Annotated in this window: 7 protein-coding genes; all 7 read left to right on the top strand. The window is 53.2% G+C overall.

Annotation, left to right across the window (positions count from 1 at the left end; all coding sequences use genetic code 11):
* The first annotated feature begins 168 nt into the window (after positions 1-168).
* The gene (locus ACFQ03_RS18505) at positions 169-2,586 is read left to right on the top strand and encodes a glycoside hydrolase family 95 protein (RefSeq protein WP_379290049.1); all 2,418 of its coding nucleotides are present in this window, start codon (positions 169-171) and stop codon (positions 2,584-2,586) included.
* A gap of 102 nt (positions 2,587-2,688) precedes the next feature.
* Positions 2,689-5,844: an alpha-mannosidase gene (locus ACFQ03_RS18500; RefSeq protein ID WP_379290047.1), complete on the top strand. Its 3,156-nt coding sequence runs from the start codon at positions 2,689-2,691 to the stop codon at positions 5,842-5,844.
* 99 nt (positions 5,845-5,943) lie between these two features.
* Positions 5,944-8,151: a helix-turn-helix domain-containing protein gene (locus tag ACFQ03_RS18495; protein WP_379290045.1), complete on the top strand. Its 2,208-nt coding sequence runs from the start codon at positions 5,944-5,946 to the stop codon at positions 8,149-8,151.
* Positions 8,152-8,417: 266 nt separating this feature from the next.
* On the top strand, positions 8,418-9,272 hold the full coding sequence (locus ACFQ03_RS18490) for an ABC transporter permease (protein ID WP_379290181.1): 855 nt from the start codon (positions 8,418-8,420) through the stop codon (positions 9,270-9,272).
* Positions 9,273-9,313: 41 nt separating this feature from the next.
* On the top strand, positions 9,314-10,183 hold the full coding sequence (locus ACFQ03_RS18485; RefSeq protein WP_379290043.1) for a carbohydrate ABC transporter permease: 870 nt from the start codon (positions 9,314-9,316) through the stop codon (positions 10,181-10,183).
* 222 nt (positions 10,184-10,405) lie between these two features.
* On the top strand, positions 10,406-12,022 hold the full coding sequence (locus tag ACFQ03_RS18480) for an extracellular solute-binding protein (protein WP_144933914.1): 1,617 nt from the start codon (positions 10,406-10,408) through the stop codon (positions 12,020-12,022).
* Positions 12,009-13,169 carry an alpha/beta hydrolase family protein gene (locus tag ACFQ03_RS18475; RefSeq protein WP_379290041.1) on the top strand — a complete coding sequence of 387 codons (1,161 nt, stop codon included), beginning with the start codon at positions 12,009-12,011 and terminating at the stop codon, positions 13,167-13,169. Before ACFQ03_RS18480 ends, ACFQ03_RS18475 begins: the two co-directional genes overlap by 14 nt.
* Positions 13,170-13,263: the final 94 nt, after the last annotated feature.

Genomic DNA, 13,263 nt, shown 5'->3' with positions numbered 1-13,263 from the left:
GTTGAATGGCAAAAAGGTGCAGCGATATTTAGGGAAACGAGGACCGGCTAAAATTTGCTTGATAGTTCCGGGCAGACCTCTTACAATAGTGAATATGAAACGTTTCTGAAACATAACAATACACATGAATTAGTGACAATTGTCTTTAACAAGAAGGAGGAAACCACTTTGACAAAACATTCGGAGGAACCAAAGCGGCGCAGACACCTGATGAGCATGCGCAAGCCTGCCCTGAAATGGCAGGATGCCTTGCCGAGTGGAAACGGAACAATGGGAGCCATGGTATACGGGAGCATTCAGGAAGAAACGATCCTGTTAAATCATGAAGAGCTGTGGGAAGGAAGCCGTACGAAGCCGCTGCCCGATCTGTCCCGGCATTTGCCCGAAGTCAGAAGATTGCTGGCCGAAGGGAGGTACAGGGAAGCCAATAGATTGTATCCGGATAAGCTTAGAGAAGCGGATTATATCGTACAGACGGCCCGGTTTCACCCCGGGTTCGATCTCAAGCTGTGGACGGAGACACATTATGCGTTCCGCGAATACGTTCGCGAGCTGGACATGGAGACAGGTCAGGTTTCTGTCCGTTGGTTGGATGGTCCCATCCGGTATGAACGCCGCCTGTTTGTTTCACGAAGCGATGATGTGATCGCCCTCGTCATCCGAGCAGATCAGAAGGAAGCAATTTCGGTAGAGATGCGGCTTGAGCCTCATGATTTGAAGGATGCGGTGGATAAGGCCGGACGTCCGCTGGAACTTCCCTTTTCCTTTGAAAGCGCTGTCCAGGAAGAGTTCCTGATGATTACCGGGAAACGGCTGCGGGAAGGAACGGAATTCGGAGCCTTGGCCCGAATCGCTGCCGTTGGAGGAAGCCGCACGATCCGCGGCGATAAGCTCGAAATCACGGGGGCGGACGAGGTTCTGCTACTGATCCGGCTATTCCCGAACGGGGACAGCCGTGCGGAGATGCCGAATCTGAAAGAGAAGCTGCTATCCCTGCCACCTGACTACGACATGCTGTTCGAACGGCATCAGTCCGAGCATAGGGAGCTGTTCTTACGGGCAGAGCTTGATTTGGGAGCCTCGGAATCCGAAAGAGCAGGGGTGAACGAACAGATGCTGCTCGACGCTTACGCTGGAGAGGCCTCACCGGCATTTATGGAACGCATGTTTGATTACGGGCGCTACCTGCTTATGTCCAGCTCGCGGCCTGGGGGACTTCCTGCCAATCTGCAAGGAGTTTGGAACGGTTCCTATGCTCCTCCTTGGTCCAGCGCTTTTTTCAACAATGAAAATATCCAAATGAATTATTGGCAGGCCATGCCCGGGAATATGCCGGAAACGATGCTGCCTTTTTTCGACTTCTTCGAATCGCTGGTTCCCGATATGAGGAAGAATGCGCAAGCTTTCTATGGCTGCCGCGGGATTCTTGCCCCGCTATTTGCCTCACCAGACTCAGGTTTGAAGAAAAATTTGCAGCCCCACGTCGTTTACTGGACCGCCGGAGCGGGCTGGCTCGCCCAGCATTTTTACGATTATTGGCTGTTTACCGGAGACCGGGAATTTTTGCGGAACCGGGCGGTTCCTTTCATGAAGGAGTGCGCCTTGTTCTATGAAGATTTCTTCTATGAAGGGGAGGACGGGTACTACATTTCGTCCCCTTCGAATTCCCCGGAAAACTGGGCGGACGGGTCATTTGACGGGGCTCGGGAAATATCGGTTTGTGTGAACGCGACGATGGATTTCGCCGTGGCCAAGGAAGTGCTGAGCCATCTGTGCGAGGCTTGTAACGAGCTAGGGATAGAGCCGGAGAATGTGGAGAAATGGAAGGCTATGCTTAACAAAATTCCTCCTTATGAAATAAACGAAGACGGTGCGATCCGGGAATGGATGCATCCGGATTTGAAGGATAATTACCACCATAGGCATCAATCACATATTTATCCGCTCTTTCCCGGTCTGGAGGTTACGGAGGAGACGCATCCGGAATGGTTCGAAGCCTGCCGTGTCGCCGTGGAGAAAAGATTGGTCATTGGCTTAAAGGAGCAGACGGGCTGGTCTCTGTCCCATATGGCCAACATTTACGCGAGGCTGGGAGAGGGAGACCGGGCGCTGGAATGTCTGGAAATTTCAGGCCGATCTTGTGTTGGAGACAATTTCCTTACTTATCACAACGATTGGCGGAGTCAGGGGATCACGATGAAGTCGATGTGGGGCTTCAGCGCTCCCTACCAAATCGATGCCAACCTCGGCTGGACCGCGGCGATGCTGGAGATGCTGCTGTTCTCCGCCCCGGGAATCATCAAGGTGCTGCCTGCTCTTCCCGGACGCTGGAAGCAAGGCAGCATACGGGGGATACAGGCGAGAGGCGGAGTGGAGGTCGCGATACGGTGGGATATGGAGGCCGCCCGTGCGGAGGTTCGGCTTCGGTCAAGCAGGGATCAATGGCTGACGGTCAAATTCCCGCGGGCCATAAGGCAGCTTGATTGTACCGGCGGGTGCAGGGATTCCTCCTATGGTCCGCTCTACCGGGAAGTATTTGTTCAAAGAGGCCAGGAGCTGAAAATGGAGATAGAGTTCGACTCTTGAGCAGAAGAAAAGTCCGTTGCATGACAGACATTGGGTTGTCGTAATGATGAATCGGCTCACGCAAGTCATAAGCCCGTTTTCGGATAAAGGAGCGAGTGAAGGATGTTCTTCAGAATAGAACAGTTGAGCAAGCAAGTGGAGGAATTGGCGGAGTATCGTTACCGGGAGCAGAGGCGCCTTTCTCCTCTGCGCCTCAAGCCCGATCCTTCAGGAGAGGCGGCCGCATACCCGACAGAGGAAGGAGATTGGACCGAGGTGCGGATAGGGGACCGCTGGAAAGGGCAGGATGCCTATTTCTGGCTTGCGGCCGATACAGTCATCCCGCTGGAATGGAAGGATAGGAAGGTGATCGGCAGATTTTGCTTCGGCAGCGGGGGAGGAGGAAATAACAGAGGCTTTGAAGCTCTGCTCTTTCTTAACGGACGGCTTTATCAGGGGGTGGACACGAACCACCAAGAGGTCTTTCTTCCGTCTGACTGTGCGGGCTCTCAGGTGTCGCTGAGGTTCAGGCTGTGGACGGGTCTCAACGGCTACGGCGCAAGGAGGCCGGTTGAGCATCAATTGATGCAAGCGGATTTGGCCTGGCTCGATCCGGCGGCCGACGATTTCTATTATACAAGCAGGGCGGTGATCGAAACCGTCCAGGTGCTGCCGGAGCATCAGCCGGAGAGGCATGAACTGCTGTCTGTGCTTCACCGGTCCTTCCTGCTCGTCGATTGGTCGCGCCCCGGCTCCCGGGCTTTCTACGATTCTATAGAAAGCGCCCTGCAGCGGTTGAAAGCCGGATTAGCCAAGCTTCCCAAGCATCATGCGGTAACGGTTCATTGCGTGGGACACACCCACATTGATGTAGCCTGGCTGTGGCGACTGAGGCATACGCGCGAGAAGAGCGCCCGCTCCTTCGCCACCGTTCTGCGTCTCATGGAGCTATACCCCGAATATGTCTTCATGCAGACACAACCGCAGCTTTACGACTATTTAAAGCAGGATTATCCCGAGCTGTACCGGGAAATCCGGGCCCGCATCGAGGAAGGGCGCTGGGAGCCCGGCGGGGCTATGTGGCTCGAGGCGGATTGCAATCTGCCTTCCGGGGAATCGCTGGTCCGCCAGCTTCTGGCGGGAACCCGGTTTATGAAGAGAGAGTTCGGCATCGAATGCAAATATTTGTGGCTGCCGGATGTGTTCGGCTACAGTTGGGCTTTGCCGCAAATTATGAAAAAAGCGGGCATCGAAGTTTTTATGACGACCAAAATAAGCTGGAACCAATACAACCGGATGCCGCATGATACATTCTATTGGCGCGGAATCGACGGAACCGACATCCTGACCCATTTTGTTACGACACCGGACCCCGGCGGGGGAGTAGGTGCCTTCTATTATACGTACAACGGAGGGGTAACTCCCTTCTCGGTAACCGGCATCTGGGAAGGATATCGGGATAAGGAAATCAACCGGGAGCTTCTGCTTTGTTACGGTTATGGAGACGGCGGAGGCGGGGTGAACCGGGAGATGCTGGAGATGAGGCGTCGTCTGGCCGAGCTTCCGGGTATTCCGCACGTAACGACCGGCCGGGCGGATGAATATTTTACCCGATTGCAGGAACGGGTGGGTGCCTCGGAGGAATACGTGCATACCTGGGACGGAGAGCTGTATTTGGAGATGCACAGAGGAACCTATACGAGCCAAGCCTATAATAAGCGGATGAATCGGAAGCTCGAGCTTCTGTATCGGGAAGCCGAGTGGATGGGGGTGGCTGCCGGCCTGCTCGGCAAGGATTGGTCGCACTATCGCCAGGCCGAGCTGGAGGACGGCTGGAAGATCATACTGCGGAACCAGTTTCATGATATCATTCCCGGTTCATCGATTACGGAGGTTTATGAAGACAGCCGCAGGGAGTATGACGAAGCCTGGCGGACAGGGCAGCAAGTGTGGAGGAAGGCGGCTGAAGCCATCGTGGACTTGGTACCCAGCGGCCAGGTGGCCGTAACGGTGTTTAATTCCGCCCCTTGGACACGGTCTGAGCCGGTGGAAATCGAATTAGGGGAGACGGCCGGGCACGGTGTCTGGCGGGATGCCGGCGGGAGCAGGCTGGAAGCCCAGTATGACGGCAGGAAGTGGCGGGTCCGGGCGAAGAACGTTCCTTCCATGGGATGGACGACATTGTATTTTGACGGCCATTCGGCACCGGAACCGGCTTCGGAAGACAACGATGCTTTCTCCGTTACGGAAGGGGGGATTACAACCCCTTATTACGAGATCACATGGAATGAGAGCGGGCAGTTAACCCGCATCTATGATAAAGAGGCCGAACGCGAGGTGCTGCAGGAAGGCCGGCGGGGTAACGTGCTGCAGGTATTTGAGGATAAACCGAAAAGCCGCCACGAAGCCTGGGATATCGATATTTTCTACCAGGAAAAAATGAGAGAAGTCAACGAGCTTGCCGCAGTATCTTACCCCGACCTCGGTCCCTTAAGAGCGGTAATTCGCCGGGAATGGACCTACATGGACTCGAAAATAGTGCAGAATATGATCGTGTACAAATACAGCCGGCGCATTGATTTCGAGACGGAGGTCGATTGGCGCGAGCAAAGACGGCTGCTCAAGGCGGCGTTCCCGGTCGAGGTCCGGGCGACGGAGGCGACCTATGATAGCCAATTCGGAAACGTGAAGAGGCCCACGCATTGGAACACCAGTTGGGATTATGCGAAATTCGAATCGGTAGGCCATCAATGGGCCGATTTGTCCGAGAGGGGCTATGGAGTCAGCCTGATGAACGATTGCAAGTACGGATATGACATTAAAGGCCAGGTTCTTCGCCTATCGTTAATCAAATCGGCGATGGCCCCGGACCCGGTTGCCGACCAAGGACGGCATTCGTTTACTTACTCGCTGCTCCCACATCCCGGGGATTGGTTTGCAGGGGGAACAGTGCAGGAGGCGTGGGCGTTGAATCAGCCGCTTACATATACCAGGGGCCGGTCCGTGACCCCGAGCTTTGCCCTGTTTGCACTTTCTTCCGATCATGTGATGATAGATGCCGTCAAGAAAGCCGAGGACAGCCAACTGGTCGTGCTGCGCTTTCATGAATATGGAGGCAAGCGCGGGGAGGTGGACATCGAGTGCGGATTCCCGGTCGATTGGTGGCAGGAGTGCAATCTGCTGGAGAAGCCGGAGGGCGAACGCTTCTTGAACCGGCCCATCCGGACAACAATCCGGCCTTATGAAATCAAGACGCTGCTGATTTGCTGCCGATTATAGAGATAGCTGTCGTGGGGATTCAGACAGACAGCCGGCTGCCGGAGCGAGTGCTTGTTCTATTAGAGTCGATAAAACCTGCTTCTTCAGGAGGGGAAGGATATGAAGAGAAAAGGATACAGACGCCTGTTATTCTCCTACCTGCCTATTTTTTTCTTCACCACTACGGCCATCATATTTCTTTCCGTGCTGTCCGCAAGCGAGCTTTCCAAGAAGGAGGCCATTCACGCCAACGAAGTCTTTGCGGAGCATGTCATGCAGATGATCGATCACACGATGCGGTCGATAGAGCAGCAAATCATCAAGGAAGTCCAGACGAACGACAAGCTGGCCCGGTTCTATGCCGAAAATTATAACGGGGCTTCGGCTATGACTCTTTATGAAATCTCAAATCTGCTGAGAGAATGGATAGTCAATGTCCCGATGATCGATTCGGTCTATTTGGTCCGTTCCTCCGACCTGACGATTTTGAGCAACCATTTCATGACTTCGGTGAAGGAGTTCGAAGACCGCGAATTTATTATGGAAGCGTTGAACCAGCACACCGCTAGGACTTACCGGTGGACGGATATAAGAAGCTACAAAGTGTTTGAAAATCAGCCGCGTCCCATCAAGGTGGTCACCCTCGTCAAACAAGTCCCTCTTCTGAGCGGTGAACAGGGCATTATTGCGGTCAATGTACAAACCTCCGCCATTGAAAATATGATGGAGGACTTGGCCGCCTCCAGCGTGAACTTTATCCGGCTGCTGGACCGGCAGGGGCATCCTATTCTGGGCCACGAGACGAAAGGGAAAGTATTAACCAGCAAGGAATCGGGCTATACCGGCTGGAAAATCGAGAGCGGCCTGGTCGGCGGCCGCTTGCCGGTCTTCATTTTTTCCTACTCATCCCAGGGCTTTGCCCTGAATCTGCTGCTGATCGGCATCGGATTAGCCTGGATGCTTGTCGTGACCCGCCGCAATTACCGGCCGATTGAAGCCATTGTGGCCCGGATCGATGCCTACGCTGCGCAGAAAACAGGGCCCCTCGCAGGCCAGGACGAATACCGGTTTATAGAAACGGCCCTGGACGATCTGGTGGAAAGATCGATTAATTATCAGAAGCAGAGGGAGAACGATCTGATCTATCGCAAAAGAATATTTTTCAAGGAACTGGTCGAGGGAGCCTCCCTCATAACACCGGAGCAATTCCAGGCGGAGATGCGGCTGCTGGGCTTTCAAGGCCATATCGGACAGATAGCGCTGGCGGCGGTGGAGCTCGACAAATATGCGGAGTTCAGCGGCCGTTACGGCCAGAGGGACCAGTATTTGCTCAAATTCGCTCTCGGCAGCGTCATTGCGGAATTGTTCCAGAAGGACGGGATAACGGTCTGGATGGAATGGACCACGTCTTCGCAATTAAGCGTGATGGTTCATCTTCCGGATGCGGCAGACGACATACGTTTCGCCGAGCAAATATTCGAGAACGTGCTTCAATGGGTGAATGAACATCTGGCTTTCACGGTCACCATAGGGCTCTCCTCCCTGGCGGGAAAGATCGATGACGTTCCCGGTCTGCACGAAGAAGCTTTGGAGGCCTTGAAGTACAAGCCTGTTCTTGGCGGAAACCGGATTATCCGCATGGAAGCTGTAAAAATATGCCCGCAGGGGGAAATTTACAAGCATCTGAATCTACTGCGCTCGGTAGGCCGGAAGTATCGGTTGGGCGATGCGGAATGGGAGCCGGAATTGAAGCAAATGTTCCGTGAATGCGCCGACGGTCTTCTCACCCGCGACAATCTGTCGGCTATTCTCCACAATATGATTTATCATTTGCAGCGGGAAATGATGGAGCAGCCTCCGGAAATTCAGAAAATTTGGAATGATGAGACGCTCCCCCTGCTGAACCGGGCCGTCGAGCGGCTGGATACACTTGAGGAATTGGAGCGGGACCTGCTGTCCATTCTTAAGACGGCCGCCGGCCGGATGGAGCAATGGAGGGAATCCCGGAATCATGACAATCTGATGCTGCGGATCAAAGCATTCACCCATGAGCATTACTCCAACCCGGATCTGTGTCTTACTTATTTGGGCTGTCAATTTGACCTGAATGCCAAATATATCAGTCAGCTGTTCAAGGATAAGCTCGGCATCAATTTCCTTGATTATTTGTCGGCGGTACGGATCGGCCATGCGGAGAAGCTGCTTACGGAAACCGACAAGCCGATTCAGGAAATCGGAGCCATGGTCGGCTACACCAACGCGAGGTCTTTCCTGCGTGTGTTCAAGAAGGTAACGGGAGTAACGCCGGGGGAATATCGCAAGAAATGATGCCGGCAGGGAAAAATGACTCTTGAAGAAATATGACATATAGACTTCCTGCCAGGAGGAAACAACAGCCTTCCGGAAATTTGTAACGCCACGGAATATTGACAATTGTCTGCGGACGAAGATTCAGTTACATTGGTTTTCAATCTTATGGAAGGAGAGGTGAGGCGGTGGAGCAGCCGTTAAACAGCCCGAACATACCTGCAGTGAATCGGAAATTATCTCTGGATCGCAAAAGAAGATTCAAGCAAAACCTTCCTTTGCTCATCATGTTTATTCCCGTCATCGCTTTTTATCTCATTTTTAAGTATGCGCCCATGGTTGGCGTGATCATCGCGTTCAAAAACTATAATTTTGCCGATGGGATTTTCGGGAGTCCGTGGGTCGGCATGAAAAATTTCCAGCTGTTGTTCAGCAACCCGAATTCACTGCTCATTATTCGTAATACGCTGCTGCTGAGCCTGTTGAGTTTGTTTATCGGGTTTCCGTTTCCGATCATGCTCGCGATTTTGCTGAACGAGGTCAGGAGAATGTGGTTTAAGAAGGCGGTGCAGACCCTAGTCTTTCTCCCTCATTTTTTGTCGTGGGTCATTGTCGGGGGCATGGTGGTAACGATTTTCTCCCAGCAATCCGGGGTCATTAACCATCTTCTGGAGCAGTGGATAGGGTCCACCTACGCCTTCCTGTACAACGAGTTCTCCTGGATATCGATCTATGTCGGGTCGGGCATTTGGAAGGAAGCCGGATTCAGCGCCATTATCTATATGTCGGCCTTGTCTACGATCGACCCCAGCCTATACGAAGCGGCAAGCATAGACGGGGCCAGCAAATGGAAGAAAATATGGCATATCTCGCTTCCGGGAATTACCCCGGTCATTGTCCTCATGCTCATTCTTTCCATGGGAAGAGTGATGGAGGTCGGCTTCGATCAGGTCTATACCTTGCAAAACTCGGTGGTGGCCAACGTTTCTGAAGTCATCAGCACCTATATCTATAGCTTCGGCTTGCAGAGGGGGCAGTTCAGCCTGACGAGTGCCATGGGCTTGTTCGAATCGGTCGTTGGCTTTGTTCTCGTTGTACTGGCCAACACGATTGCCCGCAGGTTCGATCGCGGACTTTGGTAGGCCGCAGTTAATCCGAAATTCTTATATTTCAGGAGGGTCCGATGGGAAGAACGTCAGGTGAAAAATGGTTTAATGGAGCGGTCGCCGTACTATTGTTCATTGCCGGCGTCAGTTGCCTGCTCCCCTTGCTGCATGTTGCATCCGTATCGCTCAGCGATCCCCATTATGTCCGGTCAGGGGCGGTGACTCTATGGCCGCGCGGCTGGACGCTGGAATCCTACTCTTTGCTGTTTAAAGGGTCCAAAATTGTTAGCGCTTTAAAAAATAGTGTTATCCTCACCGTCGTCGGAGTTTTGCTGAGCATGCTCTTTACGACGCTGGCCGCCTATCCGTTGTCCCGCAACTATTTTTATTTCCGCCGTTTTTTTACTCTGGCCATCGTGTTCACCATGCTGTTCAGCGGCGGCTTAATTCCCACCTATCTGGTCATCAAGCAGTTGGGCCTGATCAATACATACGGGGCTCTGTGGCTTCCCGGACTCATAAGCACCTTCAATATGCTGATCATGCGCACGTATTTCGACGGAATTCCGGAAGAATTGGACGATGCCGCGCGGATGGACGGCTGTGGGGAGTGGCGTTATTTGATTCAGGTAGTGCTGCCGCTGTCGCTCCCGGTCATTGCGACGCTGTCCGTTTTCTATGCGGTCGGCTATTGGAACGCCTTCTTCTCGGTCCTGATCTATATCAACGATACGAGCAAATACAATTTAACCGTGCTGGTACAGCAGATGATCCAGAGCCAATCTTTAATGCAGGAGCTTAACGCAAGCGATATGCAAACCTTCATTACGCCTGAGGGAATCAAAACCGCAGGAATCGTGGTCATGGTTCTCCCGCTGCTGGCCGTCTATCCGTTCCTCCAGAAATACTTCGTCAAAGGCGTCATGATAGGAGCGGTCAAAGGGTAGCCGGATGCATGGGCGGGCAGGGAAAATGCAGAATGAACGGGCAAGATTGGATTCGCAACAGGCCGGTGCCATGGCGAGTTTTCAAACAAATGTAACCTGTATGGCGGCAACGTTTCAGAGGGCGGATGTTACACGACTGAAGGTTACACGACCGCAGGCGTGGGAAGTGCACGGACGTGGCTGCAGCGCCTATTTATTTCAAAAAAGCGAGGGGTAGATATGATGCAAAGAAGAAGATCCAAATGGATGACCGCCGGAATGCTGCCGGCATTGGCAATGACGGTAGTGATGTCGGGCTGCTCAGGTGGAGGCTCTCAGCAGCAGGGTCAAGAGCCGGGATCGAAGAAGAAAGAGAACATAACGGTTTCGGTTTATGATCGCGGTCTGGTTCCCGAGAGTGAAGGAACGATTGAGAAGAACCGCTGGACAGAGTGGATTAACGAGAACGGACCGGCCAACGTCAAGTTCGTCGCCATTCCCCGCAACGATGCTACCGCGAAGCTGACGACCTTGTTCGCTTCCGGGAGCGCACCTGATTTGATCTTTGAGTACTCCAACACTCTGCGGGATCAGCTTTATTCACAAAAGCAGCTGCTAAGCGTTGACGATTTAATTGAAAAGCACAGCACAACTTATAAGAAGCTGCTTGAGGAATATCCGCTGCTGAAATCGGTCGCCACCATGCCGGATGGAAAAATGTACTCCTTCGGTAAAATCAACGGACTGCAAACGAATCATGCCCTCTATCTCCGGGCCGATTGGCTTAAGCAGGTCAATAAGGAGGTTCCGAAGACGACCGAAGAGCTCTATGAAGTGTTAAAAGCATTTACGGAGCAGGATCCGGATGGCAACGGAATCCAGGACACTTACGGCACATCACTCGCCTATATCACCAGTCATATCATCAATGCGATGTTCCAGAATGTACGCTGGGTCGTCGAGGACGGACAGCTGGTCCGCGATTGGGAAAGGGCCAAGGCAGCCACCGAGTTCAGGAAACGGCTTTATGATGAAGGCTTGGTTGACAAAGATTTTCTGACCGACAAGGGTGGGCAGAAGGCGCAGCAGGACTGGGTTAACGGAAAAATAGGCATGTGGGGGGGACAGACGAACGGTCCGGCCTGGTTTCAAATTTATGAGTCTTTGAAGAAGAACAATCCGTCGGCTGAAGTTATCGTCATTCCACTGCCGGAGAGCCCATTCGGCCAATTCAGTCCCACCATTCAAAACCCGGTGCAGCTTACCGCAATGATTAACGCCCAGGCCAAAAATCCGGAGGCCGTGATGGAGTATATCGATTTCATCTCATCGGAGTCGGCCGGAAAAACTTTGAAGTACGGATTGGAAGGCACCCATAGCACCCAGGGCTCCAACGGCTGTCAAACCTTCGTGGATAAGGACAAGGCCAAAGAGCTGTCCTACACGGATGATTTCAGAATGCTCTATTCCCCCGTATTGGAAGGCAAGTGCGGGAAATATGAAGAGACGTTGAACCAGGATATTCCGGTGGAGAAAGAGTTTTACGATCTGGTTAAAATGGCTGACGAAGCTTATTTGACCCCGGAAAGACCGATCGCGGACATTACGCATGGAGAGCATATGCCAACACCTCCGGAAGATATTCAGATGATTGTCTCCAGCGTCAACAAGCAGATCGATGATCTGTGGAATAAAGCAATCGTCAGCGGCCCGTCCTATACTGCCGATCAAGCCATGACTGAGGCGAAGACTCTGTGGGACAAGGCGGGAGGCAAGCAAGTCGAAGAATGGTATGCCAAATGGTACAGCGAAAACAAGGATACGGCGCTGCTGCGAGACAAATTGTATGAATTCAAGTGATAAAGCAAGCCCCCCTTGGAATTTGCAGGCGCTGTCGCGATGTCCCCGGATTTTTCCGCTGCCGGAATGGGAGGATGGGGACATTAAAGCGCTGTTCTATGAGGGAATGCCTTACCAGGGCCGTTCCACCCGTGTCTTCGCTTACTATGCCCTGCCTGAATCGTCTGCGGGGAAGAAGGTGCCCGCCATCGTGCTGGCGCATGGAGGAGGGGGAACGGCTTTTAAAGAATGGGTGCGGCTGTGGAAGGACCGAGGCTATGCCGCCATTGCCATGGATTTGGAGGGCCAGCTCCCTCTGGGGAAGGACAGCCGGGGGTTGAGACCCGGGCATGAATGGGGAGGCCCGCGCAGGCAGGGAATTTTCGCCGATTATGGTGAATCCCAGGAAGATCAATGGATGTACCACGCGGTGGCGGATGTCATTCTTGCCCATTCCTTTATCCGAACCCTGGAACGGGTCGATGCAAGGCGGATAGGGATTAGCGGAATATCGTGGGGAGGGGTCATTGCGAGTATCGCAGCGGGAGTGGATCACCGCCTGGCCTTCTCCATTCCCGTATATGGCTGCGGATATTTATATGAAGCCGACAACCAGTATGGCGACAGCTTCAGGGAGATGCCGCCGGAGGCCGCCGCCATGGTGAAGCGCCTATGGGACCCGTCCTCTTATTTCCGGCAAGTCTCGATTCCTGTGCTATGGGTCAACGGGGGCGAGGATTCTCACTTTCCGCTGCATTTGACCGGCAAATCATATGAGGCCGCTCATAACGGCATCCCCGGGTCTGCGATGTGCATTCATTTTGGCTTGGGTCATTCCCATCACGCAGGGTGGAGTCCGCCGGAAATTTATGCCTTCGCCGATCATGTGGCCCGGGGCGGAAAGCCGCTTGTACAAGTCATTCGTCAAGATTCGGACGGAAAGCAAGCTCAAGCTGAATTCCGCTCCGACATTGCCGTAACCAAGGCGGAGTTGAGGGTATCCCATTCGGATAAGTATAAAGTCGAATGGGAGCCTCGGGAAGCCCGAATCGACAAGGCTACCGGCAAAATTAGCGCCGAGCTCCCGGAGCAAGCGGCTGCGTATTTTTTTCAAATCGTGGACGAATGGGGAAGGCTGGTGAGCACTCCCCTTGTGAGTCTTCAATAAAGATAAAGGCGGATAAAGCTTTGCCTTCGAACCCGTGCCGGGACAGGTCAACGGGTGGGCATTTTTAAACTCAAACCAAGATGGAGGATGGAAT

This window comes from Paenibacillus residui (genome assembly GCF_042677205.1).
Taxonomy (GTDB): domain Bacteria; phylum Bacillota; class Bacilli; order Paenibacillales; family NBRC-103111; genus Paenibacillus_L; species Paenibacillus_L residui.
The sequence above is the reverse complement of the archived record's forward strand: the minus strand, read 5'-3'. Positions and strand labels throughout refer to the sequence as shown.